Genomic DNA, 18,804 nt, shown 5'->3' with positions numbered 1-18,804 from the left:
TTAAGTTTGCTGCTCTACAGTCCTGCGCAAGACGGAAAGCACATTAAGTGCTTTCCTTTGCGTGCGGAACTCGCGACAAACTTAACCCGCGCCAGCCGGCCCCGGAGACCCTCCCTGCCGTCACTTTGTTCAACCAGTTCTTGTTCCTCGCCGCTTCGCGGCTCGGCGGCCCCGTTCTCCTCGGCGGGGTTGTCTAAGGTTGTTGTTGGAACTCGGCCTTTGGCTGAGATGGAAACGGGGGATGCGATCTGCATCCCCCGTTTTTGTTGCGGTTAGTCTAGGTCAATAAACTTGGTGCTTATGATCTTGCCGTCTTTGACTAGCATTCTGGCCATGGTGGGGCCTCGGGTGCCTCTGGGGTAGCTGGCGCTGCCCGGGTTGAGGACTAAGCAGCGGCCTACTTGGGCTTCTTTGGTTACGTGGGTGTGGCCGTTGATGGCTACGTCTACGGATCCCACCGGGAGGTCTTCGCGGTAGTGGGCTACGGCGAACTTGAGGCCTTCGTAGGTGAAGAGGGCCAGGCGATCCACATCGGGGCCGTAGTCGCGGTAGTAGTCGTTGTTGCCCAGAACCGCTCGCACGGGGGCGATGGTGCATAGGTGCTCGTAGTCCATCTCGGATGTGAGGTCACCGGCGTGGATGATCAGATCTGCGCCCTTGAGCTCGTCCAGGAGCGCAGGCGATAGATAGCCGTGGGTGTCCGAGATGATGTCGATGCGTTTGGCGCTTGCGCTGTTCATGGGATCCCTTCCGCAAAAACGATTCGGCAGGTGCATACAAAAAGCCCCACGGCTCCGCAGACGATAGGTCTACAGGGCTGCGGGGCCAATGTGCTTAGAGGCTCAAGGCCTTCTTGAGCGGCACGACGCGGCGGCGCGAAACCGGCACGCGTTCGTCGACGCCCGTAATGCCCAGCTGGATGGCGCCCGAGGGCACCGTCTCCACATCCGTGACGCACGCCAAGTTGACGATATAGCGGCGGTGAACACGGAAGAAGCCAAAGTCGCAGAGTTTGGCCTCAAACTGCGCCAGCGGGGTCGTCGACAAAAAGCGATCATCGACGGTATAGATGCAGGAGTAATCGTCCTTGGCCATGATAAAGCGAATGTCGTCCACGGGAATGAGCACCTTGCGGCCGCCCTTTTCCACCGGGATACGCTCGATGGTCACCTTGCTGTCCGTGACGGGCTTGGCGTGCTGCATGACCTTCTCGATCGCGCGATCCAGGCGTGCCTCCTCAACCGGCTTCATGAGGTAATCGACGGCATCTACGTCGAACGCCTCGACGGCATGATCGCTATACGCGGTCACAAACACAATCGCCGGCGGATTCTTAAGCTTATGTAGCGCCTCGGCAAGCTGCAGACCAGAAGCGCCGGGCATCGAGATATCGAGAAAGACGACATCGACGCGGCTTTCCATCAGCATCTCAATGGCGGAGCGGACGCTCGACGCCTCAGTGATCGTGCCGATCTTGCCCGTCTGCTCGAGCAAGAAGCGAAGTTCCGAACGGGCCGGGGCCTCATCATCCACAATCATCGCACGCAGCATAGGGATTAAACCTTTCGTCATCAAACTACGCTGGGCATCCGCCGCTTGGCGTTGAGCCCATAGCCTTTTATTTTACTCTTGAATGTCAAAGATGCTCTCTGACAAATCAAGATGCAGGAGCACTTTGGTGCCCTTGCCCGGCGCCGATTCGACGCGCGTATAAGAGTGCGGTCCATAAAAGCGATGGATGCGCTCAGAAATATTGTGCATGGCCACGCCGGCGCCGCCACCTTGCGGAGAGCTGGCATCGGGGCGGGCGGAGCGCTCATCAAACAGCCTGGCGGCGGTGCCCTCGTCCATGCCCACGCCGTTGTCGGCCACGGCAATCAGGATTGCGTCGTCGCCGTCTTGATGGACGGTCACATCGATCTGCAGGGCATCGCCATCGCCCATGCCATGCCGCACGGCGTTCTCGACAATGGGCTGGATTACAAAGGCCGGAACCAACGTGTCCTCGACATCCTCGGAGACATCGAAGGTCGCCAGTACGCGGTCCTCGCCAAAGCGCGCCTTCTCAAACGTCAGGTAGCGCTTGGTCTGGGCAACCTCGCGCGAGACCGGGATAAGCGACCCCGAGTTGTCGAGCGTGGCGCGATAGAACGAGGAGAACTCGCGCAGCAGCTCGCGGGCACGCAGCGGGTCGGTACGCGTAAACGACGCGATGGTGTTGAGCGTGTTAAACAGAAAGTGCGGGTTGATCTGCGCCTGCAGGGCACGCACCTCGGCACGGGCCGTGAGTTCCTTTTGCACCTCGAGCTCGTGGATGGCGAGCTGCGTGGACAGGATCTCGGCAAAACCCGAGGCGAGCGCATACTGGGTACGGTCGACGGCACGCGGGGTCTTGTAGTAGAACTTGAGCGTGCCGACGGTACGATCGCCCACCTTGATGGGGGCGATAATGCCGGCGGGGACTTGGTTGTGCGAGCCGTCCGAGCCCACGACATCCACCATACGGTTGAACGACTGCACGATGCCATGTTCGATAACGTAGCGCGTGGCAAGCGTGTGGATGGGAGAATCTGGCAGTAGTTTTTTCTCAAGCTCGCCCGCGCAGGCCAGCACGTTGCCCTCGTCGGTGATGGCAACCGTCATGGCACGCGTCTCGGGCAAAATGCGCTGGCACACCAAACGCGCCGACTCCTGCGTCAGACCGCCCTTAATGTCCTCGAGCATGGCCGAGGCCACCGAGAGCGTCTCCTCGGTGTACTGGGAGCGCACCGAATCGGGATTGAGCGTCAAAAAGATAAAGATGCACAGAAAGATGCACAGCAGCGCGCAGGCAATCACCGTGGCGATCGGCTCGATACCGGTCACCAAGGCAAAAATAAAGTACACCAGCACGCAAATGGCGCAGGCAACGGCAATGATGCGAAAGATTGATATTGAACTATCGCGCTGGGCGCGGCGGTCGATCATTCGGCCCCCTCCAGGATACTGATCAGTTGTGCGTCACGCCAAAGCCCGTCCATGATCTTGGGCCAAAAGCTCTGGAAACGCAGGTAGCTTGCAGCGTTTTGGCGCGCATAGGCCTTTGCCTCGTCGATACCATGGCGCCAGATGCGCAGGTAGCCTTCATGCTCGCGGGTAAACACGCTGCGGACCATAGCGGTCTTGCGCACGCGGTCGTCGAGCTCGCGCGAAATCCACGGGCCCGGGTAGGGCATGAGCGATGCCGCCGTAACGGGAATGAGCTCCTTTTGATGCGCGGCGAATGTCAACTTGGCCCGTTCGTAGTACCAACGGTATACATCCTGCATAAAGCGCGGTGAGCGCTTTTCGGACTCCGGGGGCAGATGGCGCACGGTCCACTCGTTATCGAACCACACGTCGTAGCCAAACATGCGCATGTTAAAGAGGTAGTCCAAGTCCTCGCCGCGGGTGATAAACGGGTCAAAGGCCACACGCGTAAAGGCGCGGGCGTGCAGGGCCATCAGGCCGCCGCACACGTAGTTGGAGCGCGAGATGCGGGTGCCCGAGAGCGCCTTTTTCATCCAACGGTTGAACTCGATGCGCTTGGTCCACCAACGATGGCAGATGCCCGCCTTGTCCGTGGGAGCCAACGGCGAGCCGTCGCGATCGTAGAAATAGCCGCTCTTGACCAAGATCGGCAAGCCCTGACGCGTCTGCTGCCCCAACGCATAGGTCGCGCGCTTCATAAAGTCGGCGTCGATGACAGTCTCATCGTCATCCAAAAAGATAACCGCGTCATGCCCCAGCACCGCAGCACAGGCCAGCCCCATGTTGCGGATGGCACCGTAGCCTCGCAGGCTCACGCACTCGCCCGAACCCTTGGGCGCGATCTGAGCAACCCGGTCTGCGATGCGCGAGGCCTGGGTGTTGGTGACAACGGTGACCTTGAGCGTGGGATGCGCGTCGACAATCTCGTGCACGCGCAGCGACACATCGGCTGTGGCAGAAACGGGACAGACCACCAAAAGGATGATGCGCGGGATGTCACGTACCTGCTCAAGCGAGGCCAGGCAGCGGTCGAGTTCGGGATTGTCGGCGTTGAGTCGCGTCGAATGGTCATAGGTGCCAGGGGCGTTTGCGCAAGCGTCATCGCCCGCCCAATACGTTGGAATCACGACCGTGGCGTTCATGCCTTACCCTCCCTGCAACACAAAAACGGGACGCCGCCAAACACAGGCGACGCCCCGCGACCTAGCTGATTCCATCATACCCACTTGGGCAAATCATTGCTCGCAAGTCGCAATGTTTATTGCGGATAACCCCAAAAGAGTACCGTGGACAGGCACAATAGCCGCTCGCTCCTATGCGGCATGCTCTGCCACCCGAGTCATGCGGGACAGGCGGACCAGCAGCATAAAGCCAACGACCAGCAGCACACCAATGGAAAGGACGCCCAGCGACGGGTTGCCGGTCAGCGAGGTGACGACCGACACCAGGAAGGTGCCCATAACGCTTGCATAACGACCAAAGATGTCAAAGAAGCCGTAGTACTCGTTGGACTTTTCCTTGGGGATAATGCGGCCAAAGTAGCTGCGGCTGAGCGCCTGCACGCCGCCCTGGAACAGGCCGACCATAATGGCAAGCACCCAGAATTCAAAGGCGGTCTTTAAGAAGAACGCGGCGAACAGCACAATGCCCATGTAGGCGGCGACCGCCACCAGGATCATGTTGAGCGTGCCCACGCGTCCGGCAAGCTTGCCGTAGATGATAGCGGACGGAAAGGCCACGAACTGCGTAACGAGCAGCGCCAGGACCAACTGGGTCGAATCGATGCCCAAGGCCGATCCGTAGCTGGTTGCCATGGAGATGACCGTGTGCACGCCATCGATATAGAAGAAGAACGCGACCATGTAGACCAGCACGGTCTTGTTGTGGGCGATCTCGCGCATGGTGTGTCCGACCTCGGAGAACACGCCGCCCACGATGTGGCCGATGGTATCCTCGGGACCACGCTCGCGACCGTACTTTTGCTTATAGGTGCGAATGAGCGGCAGGGTAAAGATGAGCCACCAGGCACCGGTGATGACAAACGACAGACGCGTTGCCAGCATGGTGGGGACGCCAAGAGCGGGGCCACCCATGATAAGCGCCAGGCAGATGACGAACGGCACGGTGGAACCGATGTAGCCCCAGGCATAGCCCGAGCTGGACACGGCGTCCATGCGCTCGTCGGTGGTAATGTCGGGCAGCATGGCGTCGTAGAACGTCATAGAAGAGTTAAGGCCGATGGTGCACAGCACGTACACGGTCAAAAATGCCATGGCGGACATTGGGATAGCCTGCGCCAGGCAAAGCACCAGGCCCGTTAGGAAGAAGCCCAAGAAGAACTTGATCTTGTTGCCGGCGTAGTCGGCAAGCGCGCCCAGAATGGGCATGAGCATGGCGATGACCAGCGAGGCGATCGTCTGCGCATTGCCCCAAGCGACCACCAGGTCGGCCGAGGAAGCGCCGGTATTGATGGCGTTAAAGTAAATGGGCACCACCGAGGTATTGAGCAGCACGAGGGCCGAATTGCCCACATCGTACATAACCCAGTTACGCTCGAGCTTGGTGTATTTCATGGACAGGGACCCTTCGTATTTGCCCGATATGCAGTTAGTTCATCGTACCCCAATTGTCCAGAAGCACCGGTAAGGATTCGGCAAAGGGACACGCACGAGCCCTATTCCTCGCGGTCGAACTCCTCATCGGCATTGAGCACGCGACCGCTGTAGTTGACGTGACTGGTCACGGCATCCATGTCACCGGTCTCGATAAAACGTGCGACCGTGCACTCGTAATCGACCAGCGCGCGATCAAAGACCTCGGGGAAACTCTCGTTCGAGACCTCGTCGGTAAAGGGATTCTTCCATGTCAGATGGCCCAGGTTACCGGTGCGCTCGGGCAGCTCCGTCGTCACGCGATGGGCAAGGCCGTCGAGCAGCGAGTAGTCGTGCACCAAGCCCTCAACCAGCGAGATCGCGCGCGTCTTTGCGGAGCCGGCCGGCTCAATCGCGCGGTAAAGTCGCTGCATATTGGCAACGGCAGCACCGTACTCCCCCGCCGGAATGTCTATGCCGTACACGCGTCCGGCAACATAGCTCATCAGCACGCCGGCCACGCGATTGATGCGATCGGTGGTGACGATCTCGCCCGCCGGCGGGTAATCGTCGACCGTAGCGCCGGCGCGTTTAAGCTGCAGCATCAGTACATCCAGGTCGCTCTCGATCACGGCATGGACCTGACTGCTCGAATCCTCAAGCTCTGAGTCGGATTCCACGATGCCAAACTGCTGCTCATAGACAAAGGGATGGGCGTTGCGGTCGAGCACGTAATGGGACAGCAGGCCCAGCGCAAAGGCGCGACCCAAGCTGGCGTCGCGCGGCAGCAGATGCGACACGCCGTCGCGCAGGCACGCGAACTGGCGAGACATGCGCGACCGATGCATGACCTGCGCCAGCAGCGTGCAGTCGGAAACACGCGGTGTCAGAATGTGAAAGAAAAACGGGTCGGGGCCTTGGTTGCCCAAGATAAAGGCAATGTGCTCTTCATCGGACGTGATGACGCCCTGCGGAAGACGGTCGATGCTTTCCTCGCCAAACAGATGATGGGTGATAAGCGCGGGCATAATGATCCTTTCGATTTCATTCGATGCCACCCATTATGCCCACCGCGCGCCCATGCCAAACCTGCGATGGTAAACGACGGCACGCAAGCCTCTTACGCAAGCCCCAGGTGCGACTTGACCTCGGCGGCACGACGACGGGACACCGGTACCGTCGAGCTCACGCGGTCGAGCCTGAGCTCCATCAACCCCGTGGAGCCAATCTCAACATTGTGCACGTCTTCCAAATTGACCAGATAGCTGCGATGAACGCGAATAAAGCCCTCGGAGCCCAAGCGACGCTCGAGCGAAGAGATCGACTCATTGATCAGGTATGTTCCCTCGGCGCAGACGGCGTTGCAAAAATCGGCGCGCGCCTCAAAGTAGCAGACGTCTGCGGCGGGAATGAACACCTTTTTGCCCCCACGATCCACCGTCAGGCGCAAAGGCTGACGCGGGGCGCGGATAACACGACGGACACCCAAGGCTGCCTCGATCTTGTCGAGTGCCTTTGACAGGCGGGCATCCTCGACCGGCTTGACGACATAATCGACGGCATCGAGGTTATAGGCATCAGCCGCATACTCGGCAAATGCCGTCACAAACACCACGACCGGCGGTGTCTTTAGGTTCTGCAGCGTCTCGGCAAGCTCAATTCCCGAGCGACCGGGCATGGTAATGTCTAAAAACAGCACGTCGGGCTTGTTCGACAGAATCGACTCCACGGCTTCGGTGACATTGCCCGCCTCGGCAATCTGGCCCACACGCGCATCCTTTTCCAACAGATAGCGTAGCTCAGCCCTAATTGGAGGTTCGTCATCAACCACCAAGATGTTCCAGCCTTCGGACATATGCGCTTCCCCTCTTTTTTCTCTCAATCCAACCGCGCGCTACACCGTTAGCGGTGCCGGCTCATGCGGCTCGCCGTTCAACTCAACGATGACCTGCGTTCCCACGCCCTCCTGGGACTTCACGCGCATGCCAGAATCTTCTCCGTAAAAGAAATGGATGCGCTGAAGCACGTTGAAGAGCGCCAGGCCGCAGCCTCGCTTGACGGAGCCGTCGGCGGTAATGCTTTCGGGCTCCTCTCGGCGATGCTGCTCAAACAGATGCGCGCAGACTTCTTCGCTCATACCGATGCCGTCATCTTCGACGATGATCTCCAAGCCGTCATCGGTCTCAAAAGCCCTAACACGAATAGAAAGCGGCTCGGTCTCGCGCTGCGCATGCTTGATGCAGTTTTCGAGCAGCGGCTGCAAGATAAACGGCGGTACCAAGCTGTCGCGCACCTCAAAGTCGATGTCGACCGAAACGCGCAGACGGCCGTCGCCATACCGAGCCTGCATAAGATTGATATAGCGAGTGCCCTGTTCCACCTCGTGCTCGAGCGTGGTGAGCGTATCGGAGTCAGAAAGCGTCTGTCGATAGTAGTTGGAAAAGTCGATCAGCAACGATCGCGCCTTGTCGGGCTCGGTTCGAACGAGCGACACGATCGTGCTAATGGTATTGAATAGAAAATGCGGGTCGACCTGCGACTGCAGGGCGCGAAGCTCAACGCGGGCCGTGAGTTCGTCTTGACGCTCGAGCTCAAAGCTGGCGAGCTGCGTGGAAATTAGATCGGCAAAACCCGAGGCAAGGGCCGTCTGGCGCATATCGATGCTGCTCAGGCGGGGGTAATACAACTCGAGCGTGCCCACGCAATGCCCGCGCACGGTAAGCGGCGCGACAATGCCGGCGCGCAGACGCGGAAAGTAGCCACCCGTCTCGGTCGAGGCATCGCGCGAGAACACGCTTTGCTCACCGCTGTTGATCACGTTGAGCGTAGTCCGCAGCACCACCGGGGTGCCCGCGGGGCATTTTGCCGAGTCCTCGCCCCAGCTTGCCAACACCTGCTTGCCGTCGGTAAAGCAGATGGCAGAGGCGATAGTTTCGGACAGGATGATCTTAGAGGCGCCCAGGGCAGCTTCGGGCGTAAGGCCGCGCGACGTGTAGGCGAATATTTTTGAAGCGATGGCGAGCGTGCGGTCGGTTGCGCTCGATGTAAGGTCGTCGGGAACGACAAAGACGTACGAGAAGAAGAAGCACAGCATGACCAAGCCGGCAATGACGACAACGGCCGGAACGGGATTGGGATTATCGGTTAGATCCCAGATGAGCAGCAGGATAAGCAGCGGAACGACAATACCGAGCAAGATGGCTTGAACCACATGCTGAGCGGTACGAAAGACCTTAGTAGAGTTGTAGCTCTTGCCCAGAATCAGCCTATTGAGATCCACCGTCATCTCCTTCTTACTGACGCACCCCATAGCAATAAAGAGGGCCGCAAGCGACCCTCTCCATTGCATTATGCAATCAAATACTGTGTTTTACATCAAGCCATCGATGAACGGTAGCTTAGGCGCTGTACTTGTTTGCCTCGCCGAAGGTGCCGGCCTCGACAATCCAGCCGTCCTTCATGATGACGTCCATGTTGTCGGTGTTGAGCACGTGGATGTCGGCGGCGACGTCACCGTTGACGACCAGCAGGTCGGCGCACTTGCCGGCCTCGATGGAACCGGTCTCGTCCTCGATGTGGCACATCTTGGCACCGTTGAGAGTGGCACAGGTGATGGTCTCGACCGGGGTGAAGCCGATCTTGTCGACGAACTCGTACATCTCCTCGATGGAGCAGGTGCCGTACGGGGTGACGAAGGAGAAGGAGTCGGAGCCGATCGTCATGACGACGCCGCGCTTCTTGGCCTCGCGCAGGCAGTCGTAGTTGCGCTGCAGCTCCTTCTCGACCAGGGTGCCCTCGTACTTGTCGTGCAGCTCGGGGACGTAGACGGGCGGATAGGTGGCGTACCAGGTGGGCAGGAAGGCGATCGTCGGAGTGAAGAAGGTACCCTGCTCGGCCATGAGGTCCATGGTGCGCTCATCGATATCGAAGCCGTGAATCAGCTGCTCGCAGCCAAAGCGAACGGAGTCGTAGGCAGCGGCGTGGTTGTTGTAGCAGTGGCTCCACACGGGGATGCCGACCATCTTTGCCTCTTCGACCACGGCCTGGATCTCCTCGGAGCAATAGTGCTGGTCGCGACCGGAATCCCAGCGCCAGATGCCGCCACCGGTAGCCCAAATCTTGATGGCATCGGGGTTCTCGCGCAGGCGACGACGGACGGCCTTGCGCAGATCCCAAGGACCATCGACCTGGTCGCCCCAGGGGTGGGATTCCTTGTTGAGCTCCTGGGTGCAGTGGTGGGAGTCGCCGTGGCCGGCAACGCGGCAGAAGCCAAGGCCGGTGGCCAGAACGCGCGGGCCCTTGAAGACGCCCTTGTCGATGCAGTCACGGATCTGGATACCAAAGCGGCCGATCTCGCAGACGGTGGTGAGGCCGTGAGTAAGGCAGTCGTAGGCCTGCTTGACGGCGACGGCCTGTTTCTCGAGGAGCGGCTGCATGACCCAATCGGTATCATCGTCGGTCAAGTTGCCCGAGAAGTGCAGGTGGGTGTCAATCAGGCCGGGAAGGACGGTCTTGCCGGCGGCGTCGATGACCTCAACGCCCTCGGGAAGGTCCCGCATGGCGCCGGCGTACTCGATCTTGCCGTTGTCGTCGACGAGAACGAGGGAGTTCTCGACCGGCTCGGCACCGGTACCGTCGATGAGCTTGCCGCCAACGATTGCATACTTAGTGGACATGGTTCCTCCTTATGGATCCATATAGTGGGCGAGGCCGTGTTGGGTTAAGGCCTCACAAAGCTACCCAAGTGGTGCCGGGTTCGGTGCGCGGAAGAGAGGGTCCCGCGCACCTGATCCGCCCCGGCTCGGCGTTACTTTTTGCGGGAATTGGTGAAGGCCATGAGAGCCAGGCCGACGGCCAGCCAGCCGATCACGATGCTCCACTCCACCATGTTGAGGGAGGCGGGAGAGAACGGAATCACGAGCAGGCCGATGATGATGGCGCAGGCAGCGATAGCGAGGGAGATGCCAAACTTGCCGCCGGGCACCTCGTAGGGACGAGGCAAGTCGGGCTCGGTGAAGCGCATGCGCAGGCAGGCGAGAGCGACCATGCCGCAGGAGAAAATGAAGGCGAGAGCCGACACGTTGGTCAGAGGGATGAGCATGTTCTTGCCCAGGAACGGACCGACGACGGTGATGACGCCCAGAACGGCGCAGGCGAGCTTGGGAGCGCCGGAGCTGGGATCGACCTCGGCGAACTTCTCGGGCAGCTGGCCCTTGCGGCCCATGGCGAGCATGATGCGGCTCGTAGCGCCGTAGAAGGAGTTCATCGGGCCCATGGGTCCAAGCGTGGCAATGACGAGCATGGCCAGGTACAGGAGCATATTGATGCCCTTGAGGCAGGCAAGCGCGGGAACCGGGCTCTTAACAAACTCATGCCAGTCGAGGATGGTGCCGAACGAGTAGATGCAGACCATGTAGAAGCCGCCGGCGGCCAGCAGGGCCAGGGAGATGATCTTACCGAACTTGTTCCAGTTGAGGCCCTCGGCAGCTTCCTCAGCCTGCTGAGGAATGGTGTCGAAGCCGGCGTAGAAGAACGGGGTCAGAACCAGGACCGACACGATGCCGGCGACCAGGCTGGTGCCCTCGGTAGCGGCCTTACCGCCGCCAGCACCGGTGACCTGGGAGAACACGGGCATGGCGTTGTCCGGCGAGCCGGTGAACAGCGAGACGCCCATGGCGAGCAGCATGCCGCAGAGCAGGGCCTTGGTCAAGAAGGCCTGGAGCTTGGCAGCCGAGCTGGCACCGCGGAAGTTGAGGAAGATAACGTAGACTGCAAAGCCGAGCGCGATCAGCGTCGGGAACAGGTAAACGTCGGCGCCCAGGATGGTGTAGAGCTTGACGGCGCGCAGCCACTCAAGACCGGGCAGGCTGCCGAACATCTCGGACACGAGGGTCGAGATGGCGATGGCCTCCCACGGGCACAGAATGCCGTTGCCCAGGGCAAGGAGCCAACCGGTGATGTAGCTCAGCGTACGGCCAAAGCTACGATCGACGTACTCGACGATGCCGCCCGAGATGGGGATAGCAGCCGTGAGTTCGCCGAAAACGGCTCCGACGGGCACGAGGAAGATTGCACCCAAGAGGAATGCGATCATAGCGGGAACGGGGCCGCCGCCCACGACCATCCAGTCGCCAACCTGCAGGACCCAGCCGGTACCGATGATGGCACCAAAGCCGATGGTGAAGAAGTTCCAGAGCGAGAGCGTTTTCTTCATGCCGCCGTTATCCTCGACTGCAACTTCTGCGTTCTTGTCCGCCATTGTTCCCCTCCTTTCCTTTTTGACGCCCTTGGCGTCACCCCTTGCGCGGTCCGTTTTGCCGCGCGCTTTTATTCCATGGCTTTAAGATACGGCCTTGGCGCAGCAGCGCCGCTCGCAGCTCGACCGAAGGCAGAACTGCAAAACGAGCGGCACCGTTTTTGGGACGAACGGCGGGAGACGTCATTCGTCTTGGACGCTTTCATCTTGTCTGCTTTTGAATACCTGCTGCCGTGACGCTTGGCGCGCGGCGCGGCAACGTTCATACCATTTGTCAGGCTTTTGGCGCACATGCCCATGTGTCGTGCATCTTTTTATGTAGGATAGACAAGTTACACATGAGGCAAGGTGATTCGAATGGCATACGGATACAATGACGGCGACCAACGGCCACAAAGCGTGCGCCTTGCCGGCCGCACCATGCCAACGCCCAGAAGCACCTCCGACAACGACAACCCGCAGCGCCCCCAAGAGCAGCTCGGGGCTTCTTCGCGGCAACAAAGCCGTACCGTGCAGCAGTCAGACCGCGTGAGTACGAGCACACGCCAACGCCAGACCGACACATCGCAGCCACGCCGCTACGATCGGCATAAGACCGACTACTACGTCAAGCGCTCCTTTTCGCGACCTCAACGCGATCGCGGCAATTCCGCCCCTCACCCCGCGTCGCATACCACAAGCCACACGCTTCCGGCCCGCCGCCTACGTCTTGCGCTTTGCTCCATCGCCGCCTGCCTCGTCTTTGTGTTTTTGGGATCCTGCATCTCCCACGGATCAGCCGGTCTTGAGCCCACTGCCGAGGACAAGCTGCTTAAAGCTCCCGTCGCGCCCGGTTACTCCTTTGCGTTCTCGACCCCACGCTCGCAATGGCAGGCCGGCACCATGCCCCACATCTACCAAATTGACCCCGCATGGTCGGAGCTGCCCTATGCCGGTGGCACTATTCGCGAAAACGCTTGCGGTCCCACCTGCCTCACCATGGTCTATATCTTTAAGACCGGCCACACCGATAAGACACCGGTCGATATATGCGCACTGGCCGAAGCCGGCAACTACGCCCCCACTGGTGCCACCGAGTGGTCGTTTATGACAGGCGGTGCGTGGCAGCTGGGGCTCAACGGAACACAGCTCTATAACGATCGCGAATCGATTACTCAAGCACTTCGCTCGGGTGCGCCCGTCATCGCCGCAGTGCGCCCCGGTACGTTTACCAACGTTGGCCACTATATCGTGCTCTACGGCATCGACGACGCCGACCAGATCGGCGTTTACGACCCCAACTCGCAAAGCCGCAGCGCCCGCCGCTGGGGCGTCGTCGAGGTCCTCAACGAAATCGAAGCCATGTGGGCCTATTACTAGTCATTAGAGACAGTCTTTGCGGCTGCCCCTTCGCGCGGGGCCGATAAGGACTGTCCCTAACTGCCGGCACAATAGGAACGTCCCCAAGTGCCGCCCAATGACTAGATAGCAAAAGCCCCGCAGCCGGAGCGGACTGCGGGGCTCATGAAGAGAGGCAGCAGAGTAGAGACTACTCGTGAATGCGGGTACCGGAGAGGCCGGCCATGGTCTCGGCGGCCTTGTCCAGGGCGCCGATGATGCAGGTGCGGCCCCTGCGGGAACGGGCGAACTTGATGGCAGCGCGGACCTTGGGCTCCATGGAACCCTTGCCGAACTGACCCTCGTCGGCCAGGCGCTCGGCCTCGTCGGCAGTGATGTCCTCGAGCTCCTCCTGGTTGGGCTTGCCGAAGTTGATGGCAACATGCTCAACGGCGGTCAGCAGGAACAGAACGTCGGCGTCGCAGTCCTCGGCCAGCAGCTCGCCGCCCAGGTCCTTGTCGATGACGGCGGGAACGCCCTTGTAGCAGCCCTTGTTCTCGTAGTCGCGGACGACGGGGATGCCGCCGCCACCGCAGGCGATGACGATAAACTCGTTGTCGAGCAGGTTGAGGATGGAGTCAGCCTCGACGATCTTCTTGGGATCGGGGGAAGCGACGACGCGACGCCAGCCGCGGCCGGAATCCTCGACGAAGACCTTGGAAGGATCCTCGGCCATAAACTCCTTGGCCTGCTCCTCGGTGTAGAAGGGGCCGATGGGCTTGGTCGGGTTCTTGAACGCGGGGTCGTCGGGGTCGCACTCGATCTGGGTGACGACGGTGGCGGCGTGCCAACGCTTGTAGCGCTTGTGCATCTCGCGGCCGATGCCCTGCTGCAGGTGGTAGCCGATGTAGCCCTGGGACATGGCACCGCACTCGGGCAGCGGCATCTCAGGGGTGCCGATGGCGTCGTGAGCAGCGGCGAAGGCATTCTGGATCATGCCGACCTGCGGGCCGTTGCCGTGGGTGATGATGATCTCGTTGCCCTGCTCGATCAGACCGAGAAGAGCGTGAGCGGTGTTGCTCACGGCCTCGATCTGCTCGACGGGGTTGTTGCCGAGGGCGTTGCCGCCGAGGGCGACGACAATGCGATCGGGCTTGCCAAGAGGCTTAGACATTGCTGGAATCCTTTCTGTAAAAGGCCTACAACCCATTAATAACTCGTGTCCGTGCGATACGCGAGTTTATTAAGGTTTATATTCCTGTTATCCCTCATTTTATTCATTTTGAAAATAGTTGAACGGTGAACGGTCGTTTTTACCCGCTCAGCGTAAAGAACCCCAGCTCACGCATATCTACGTCATTTACGTGCAACTTTATTTAAATAGAGCAGGGATTAGACCAGATTATGCAAACTATATCTTTGCTAAACACAAAACGGACAGCGCAAAATCTTACTCGCACTATACGAGATTCTATGCACTTATAAGACGAGTATGCACCCCTGCAAAAACAAGGGGCTTTTCATCCAACAAAAGGAATAAAGAAGAGCTCCGAAAAGGCGGCAACAGCCAAGTCCCCCATCCATCCCCAAAGTGGCGCGAGGTTTCGCGGCAAAGCCGCGAAACAGCGAAGGGGGACGGAATACCCGGCCAACTACGTCCTTCATCCGCCCGCACAATCCGAGGACGTAGTCGTAGCAGGATCTGAGGGCTAACCTTCGCGGACACTCCGTAGGACGAAAGAACCCCCGCCGCACGTAGTGCGCAGCGGGGGTTCTTTCATGTCCGAGGACGTCCGCGAAGGTTAGCCCTCAGATCCTGCGGTGGGAGACCTAGGCCTCGTTGTACACCGTCTTGAGCTTCAGCAGGTGCTGATAGCGGTCCATAGCGGCCTGCTCATTCTCCTTGAAGAGCTCCTCGGCGCGCTCGGGGAAGGAACGCGTCAGCGAAGCGTAACGGGCCTCGTTCATCAGGAACTCCTGATAGCCGCCCGCGGGCTCCTTGGAATCGAGCGAGAACTTCTTGCCGGCAGCAGCCTCGGGGTTGAAGCGGAAGAGGTTCCAGTAACCGCACTCGACGGCCTTCTTCATCTCGGCCTGGCAGTTCTGCATGCCGCCCTTCTTGATGGAGTGCATCTCGCAGGGGCTGTAGCCGATGATGAGGGACGGGCCGTCGTAGGCCTCGGCCTCGTGGATGGCCTTGAGGGTCTGAGCCGGGTTGGCGCCCATGGCGACCTGCGCCACGTAGACGTAGCCGTAGCTCATGGCAATCTCGGCCAGAGACTTCTTCTTGGTCACCTTACCGGCAGCGGCGAACTGAGCGACCTGGCCCAGGTTCGAGGCCTTGGAGGCCTGACCACCGGTGTTGGAGTAGACCTCGGTGTCGAAGACGAAGACGTTGACGTTGTGGCCGGAAGCCAGGACGTGGTCCAGGCCACCGAAGCCGATGTCGTAGGCCCAGCCGTCGCCGCCGAAGATCCAGAAGGACTTCTTGGTGAGGTAAGCCTTGTCGGCGAGGATCGCCTTGGAAGCGTCGCAGCCGCACTTCTCGAGCTCGGCAACGTAGGCAGCGGCAGCGGTCTTGGAAGCCTCGGCGTCGTTGACGGAGTCGATCCAAGCCTGGCCGGCAGCCTTGAGCTCATCGGACGGACCATCGGCAGCGATGATGTCCTGGGTAGCGGCGATCAGCTTCTTCTGGACGGCCTCGTAACCGACGGCCATGCCCAGACCGTGCTCGGCATTGTCCTCGAACAGGGAGTTGTTCCACGCCGGGCCGTGACCGTCCTTGTCCTTGCAGTAAGGAGCGGTGGCAGCGGGGTTGCCCCAAATGGAGGAGCAGCCGGTGGCGTTGGAAATGAACATGCGGTCGCCGGCGACCTGGGTCACCAGACGTGCATAGGCGGTCTCGGCGCAGCCGGCGCAGGAGCCGGAGAACTCCAGGTAGGGCTGCTTAAACTGGCTGCCCTTGACGTTGGCCGCGATGAGCTCCTTCTTCTCGGAGACGTTCTCGACCATATAGTCCCAAACGGGCTGCTGGTCCATCTCCTGCTCGGTGGGAACCATCTCGAGCGCGCCCTTGGGGCAAACCTTGACGCAGTTGGTGCAGCCCATGCAGTCGAGCGGGGACACGGCCATGGTGAACTTCATGCCCTTGGCCTTGGGGCCCATGGCGTCGAGCGTGCGGGTAGCCTCGGGCGCGGCGGCAGCCTCGTCCTCGGTCATCGCGAACGGACGGATGGTGGCATGCGGGCACACGTAGGCGCACTGGTTGCACTGGATGCACTTGGTCTCGTCCCAGTGGGGAACGACCACGGCGACGCCGCGCTTCTCGTATGCGGAGGCGCCCAGCTCAAACTGGCCGTCGGCGCAATCGACGAAGGCGGAAACAGGCAGGCTGTCGCCGTCCATGCGATCGATGGGCTCGAGCAGGTTCTTGACCTGCTGGGCGATAGCGGACTTGGTCTCCTCGGAGAGCTCGACGGGAGCGGCATCCTCGGCGGTAGCCCAGTCGGCCGGAACCTCGAACTTACGGAAGGCGGTAGCGCCGGCATCGATGGCCTTGTGGTTGGCGTCGACGATAGCCTGGCCCTTCTTCATGTAGGACTTGGTAGCCGCGTCCTTCATGTACTGCAGGGCATCCTCGGCGGGCAGGACCTTGGCCAGCGCGAAGAAGGCGGACTGGAGCACCGTGTTGGTGCGCTTGCCCATGCCGACCTTAGCGGCCAGGTCGATAGCGTCGATCAGGTAGACGTTGACGTTGTTGTTCGCGATGTAGCGCTTGGCCACGGCGGGCATGTGCTCGGCGAACTCCTCGTCGCTCCACTGGCAGTTGACCAGGAAGGTGCCGCCCGGCTTGACGTCGCGGACCATCTTGAAGCCCTTAACGATGTAGCTGGGGTTGTGGCAAGCGACAAAGTCGGCCTTGGTCACGTAGTACGGCGAACGGATCGGAGAATCACCAAAGCGCAGGTGCGAGACGGTGACGCCGCCGGTCTTCTTGGAGTCGTACTGGAAGTAGGCCTGGACGTACTTGTCGGTGTGGTCGCCGATGATCTTGATCGAGTTCTTGTTGGCGCCGACGGTACCGTCGCCACCCAGACCCCAGAACTTGCACTCGATGGTGCCGGGGGCTGCGGTGTTGGGCGCATCCTCGGCCTCGGGCAGGCTCAGGTTGGTCACGTCATCGACAATGCCGATGGTGAACTCGCGCTTGGGCTCATCCTTCTTGAGCTCCTCGAAGACAGCGAACGCGGACGCGGGAGGCGTGTCCTTGCTGCCCAGGCCATAACGGCCGCCGACGACCTTGATGCCCGTCTTGCCGGCCTCGTAGAGAGCGGAGACGACGTCCTGGTAGAGCGGCTCGCCGATGGAACCCGGCTCCTTGGTACGGTCCATGACGGCGATCTTCTGGACGGTCTCGGGGAGAACGTCGACGAAGTGCTTGATGGAGAACGGACGGAACAGACGAACCTTGACCAGGCCGACCTTCTCGCCGTGAGCGTTGAGGTAGTCGATGACTTCCTCGAGCACGTCGCAGAAGGAGCCCATGCACACGACGACGCGGTCGGCATCGGGAGCGCCGTAGTAGTTGAACAGGCCGTAATCGGTGCCGAGCTTCTCGTTGATCTTCTTCATGTAGCCCTCGACGACGGCGGGAAGCTCGTCGTAGACCTTGTTGCAGGCCTCACGGTTCTGGAAGAAGATATCGCCGTTCTCGTGGCTGCCGCGGGTGTGCGGGTGCTCAGGGTTGAGCGCGTGGTCGCGGAAAGCCTGGACGGCGTCCATATCGCACATCTCGGCCAGATCCTTGTAGTCCCACATGGCGACCTTCTGGATCTCGTGGCTGGTGCGGAAGCCGTCGAAGAAGTTAAGGAACGGGGTCTTACCCTCGATGGCGGCAAGGTGAGCCACCGGCGAGAGGTCCATGACCTCCTGGACGTTGCCCTCGGCGAGCATGGCGAAGCCGGTCTGACGACAGGCCATGACGTCGGAGTGATCGCCAAAAATGTTCAGGGCGTGGGAAGCGACGCAACGCGCGGAGACGTGGAAGACGCCCGGGAGCTGCTCGCCCGCGATCTTGTACATGTTCGGAATCATCAGGAGCAGACCCTGAGAAGCCGTGTAGGTGGTGGTCAGAGCACCGGCGCCCAGCGAACCGTGAACGGTACCGGCTGCACCTGCCTCGGACTCCATCTCGACGACCTTGACCGGGGTGCCGAAGATGTTCTTGCGACCCTGGGCCGCCCACTGGTCGACATGGTCGGCCATCGGGCTGGACGGCGTAATGGGATAGATTCCCGCTACCTCGGTGTACGCATACGAAACATATGCGGCCGCCTCGTTGCCGTCCATAGACTTAAACTTACGCGCCATATACCCCTCTCCTCTCATATAGGTATACAGGCCCCGGCGATCGCCGGGATGTTGGCGTGATGGGATTTACGCTGTTGCTTCCAATCATCTGGCAGGCAGGCTCAGCAGCAGGTACGTGGCGTGGAGAGAAGACATGCCGAGGCGAGGGACAGCTGATGCGCCCCACAGACCCGACCGCCCGTCTTGCACATGACCGAGCGCCGCAAAGGCCGCATGCCGGATGCTCCCGGGCACGCCCCGGCGATGGGAAGCACCCGCAAC

13 protein-coding genes are annotated in these 18,804 nt (G+C 60.5%); 1 reads left to right on the top strand and 12 read right to left on the bottom strand.

Annotated features, from left to right (window positions below; all coding sequences use genetic code 11):
• Window positions 1–272: 272 nt before the first annotated feature.
• From FGQ67_RS07010 to FGQ67_RS06965, 10 genes are all read right to left on the bottom strand, one after another.
• A complete protein-coding gene (locus FGQ67_RS07010) occupies window positions 273–776 on the bottom strand; it encodes a YfcE family phosphodiesterase (RefSeq protein WP_249934420.1) in 504 nt (167 codons plus the stop codon).
• Between the two features lie 58 nt (window positions 777–834).
• Window positions 835–1,551, bottom strand: coding sequence for a LytR/AlgR family response regulator transcription factor (locus FGQ67_RS07005; protein WP_138340913.1), 717 nt, complete (start codon window positions 1,549–1,551; stop codon window positions 835–837).
• A 72-nt stretch (window positions 1,552–1,623) separates the two neighbouring features.
• On the bottom strand, window positions 1,624–2,967 hold the full coding sequence (locus FGQ67_RS07000) for a histidine kinase (RefSeq protein WP_138340911.1): 1,344 nt from the start codon (window positions 2,965–2,967) through the stop codon (window positions 1,624–1,626).
• A complete protein-coding gene (locus FGQ67_RS06995) occupies window positions 2,964–4,151 on the bottom strand; it encodes a glycosyltransferase (RefSeq protein WP_055285281.1) in 1,188 nt (395 codons plus the stop codon). Before FGQ67_RS06995 ends, FGQ67_RS07000 begins: the two co-directional genes overlap by 4 nt.
• Before the next feature lie 171 nt (window positions 4,152–4,322).
• Complete coding sequence (locus FGQ67_RS06990; RefSeq protein ID WP_138340909.1) at window positions 4,323–5,582, bottom strand: MFS transporter; 1,260 nt, start codon at window positions 5,580–5,582, stop codon at window positions 4,323–4,325.
• Window positions 5,583–5,683: 101 nt separating this feature from the next.
• Window positions 5,684–6,628, bottom strand: coding sequence for a zinc dependent phospholipase C family protein (locus FGQ67_RS06985; protein ID WP_138340907.1), 945 nt, complete (start codon window positions 6,626–6,628; stop codon window positions 5,684–5,686).
• A 92-nt stretch (window positions 6,629–6,720) separates the two neighbouring features.
• Window positions 6,721–7,455: a LytR/AlgR family response regulator transcription factor gene (locus tag FGQ67_RS06980; protein ID WP_138340905.1), complete on the bottom strand. Its 735-nt coding sequence runs from the start codon at window positions 7,453–7,455 to the stop codon at window positions 6,721–6,723.
• Between the two features lie 39 nt (window positions 7,456–7,494).
• On the bottom strand, window positions 7,495–8,886 hold the full coding sequence (locus FGQ67_RS06975; protein WP_249934419.1) for a sensor histidine kinase: 1,392 nt from the start codon (window positions 8,884–8,886) through the stop codon (window positions 7,495–7,497).
• A 112-nt stretch (window positions 8,887–8,998) separates the two neighbouring features.
• Entirely contained in the window at window positions 8,999–10,276 is a 1,278-nt protein-coding gene (locus FGQ67_RS06970) for a metal-dependent hydrolase family protein (RefSeq protein WP_138340901.1), read from the bottom strand.
• A gap of 131 nt (window positions 10,277–10,407) precedes the next feature.
• A complete protein-coding gene (locus tag FGQ67_RS06965) occupies window positions 10,408–11,859 on the bottom strand; it encodes an APC family permease (protein ID WP_138340899.1) in 1,452 nt (483 codons plus the stop codon).
• Between the two features lie 354 nt (window positions 11,860–12,213).
• On the opposite strand from FGQ67_RS06965, the gene FGQ67_RS10280 reads away from it, so the two are divergent.
• Window positions 12,214–13,215 (top strand): C39 family peptidase, encoded by a 1,002-nt coding sequence (locus FGQ67_RS10280; RefSeq protein WP_249934418.1) that lies wholly within the window; start codon window positions 12,214–12,216, stop codon window positions 13,213–13,215.
• 169 nt (window positions 13,216–13,384) lie between these two features.
• Here FGQ67_RS10280 and arcC read toward each other — a convergent pair whose 3' ends face one another.
• Together arcC and nifJ are read right to left on the bottom strand one after the other, a co-directional pair.
• The gene (gene arcC, locus FGQ67_RS06955) at window positions 13,385–14,347 is read right to left on the bottom strand and encodes a carbamate kinase (protein ID WP_138340897.1); all 963 of its coding nucleotides are present in this window, start codon (window positions 14,345–14,347) and stop codon (window positions 13,385–13,387) included.
• Window positions 14,348–15,003: 656 nt separating this feature from the next.
• The gene (gene nifJ / locus FGQ67_RS06950) at window positions 15,004–18,543 is read right to left on the bottom strand and encodes a pyruvate:ferredoxin (flavodoxin) oxidoreductase (protein WP_138340895.1); all 3,540 of its coding nucleotides are present in this window, start codon (window positions 18,541–18,543) and stop codon (window positions 15,004–15,006) included.
• Between the last annotated feature and the right edge of the window lie 261 nt (window positions 18,544–18,804).

This window comes from Collinsella aerofaciens (assembly GCF_005845035.1).
Classification (GTDB): domain Bacteria; phylum Actinomycetota; class Coriobacteriia; order Coriobacteriales; family Coriobacteriaceae; genus Collinsella; species Collinsella aerofaciens_I.
This window is presented reverse-complemented; position numbering and strand designations above follow the sequence as displayed.

Excerpts from the sequence above, each read along its gene's own strand:
- FGQ67_RS06985 (WP_138340907.1), bottom strand. The coding sequence starts at position 6,628 with ATGCCCGCGCTTATCACCCATCATCTGTTTGGCGAGGAAAGCATCGAC.
- FGQ67_RS10280 (WP_249934418.1), top strand. The coding sequence starts at position 12,214 with ATGGCATACGGATACAATGACGGCGACCAACGGCCACAAAGCGTGCGC.
- FGQ67_RS07005 (WP_138340913.1), bottom strand. The coding sequence starts at position 1,551 with ATGCTGCGTGCGATGATTGTGGATGATGAGGCCCCGGCCCGTTCGGAA.
- FGQ67_RS07010 (WP_249934420.1), bottom strand. The coding sequence starts at position 776 with ATGCACCTGCCGAATCGTTTTTGCGGAAGGGATCCCATGAACAGCGCA.
- arcC (WP_138340897.1), bottom strand. The coding sequence starts at position 14,347 with ATGTCTAAGCCTCTTGGCAAGCCCGATCGCATTGTCGTCGCCCTCGGC.
- FGQ67_RS06980 (WP_138340905.1), bottom strand. The coding sequence starts at position 7,455 with ATGTCCGAAGGCTGGAACATCTTGGTGGTTGATGACGAACCTCCAATT.
- FGQ67_RS06975 (WP_249934419.1), bottom strand. The coding sequence starts at position 8,886 with ATGACGGTGGATCTCAATAGGCTGATTCTGGGCAAGAGCTACAACTCT.
- FGQ67_RS06970 (WP_138340901.1), bottom strand. The coding sequence starts at position 10,276 with ATGTCCACTAAGTATGCAATCGTTGGCGGCAAGCTCATCGACGGTACC.
- FGQ67_RS06965 (WP_138340899.1), bottom strand. The coding sequence starts at position 11,859 with ATGGCGGACAAGAACGCAGAAGTTGCAGTCGAGGATAACGGCGGCATG.
- nifJ (WP_138340895.1), bottom strand. The coding sequence starts at position 18,543 with ATGGCGCGTAAGTTTAAGTCTATGGACGGCAACGAGGCGGCCGCATAT.
- FGQ67_RS07000 (WP_138340911.1), bottom strand. The coding sequence starts at position 2,967 with ATGATCGACCGCCGCGCCCAGCGCGATAGTTCAATATCAATCTTTCGC.
- FGQ67_RS06995 (WP_055285281.1), bottom strand. The coding sequence starts at position 4,151 with ATGAACGCCACGGTCGTGATTCCAACGTATTGGGCGGGCGATGACGCT.
- FGQ67_RS06990 (WP_138340909.1), bottom strand. The coding sequence starts at position 5,582 with ATGAAATACACCAAGCTCGAGCGTAACTGGGTTATGTACGATGTGGGC.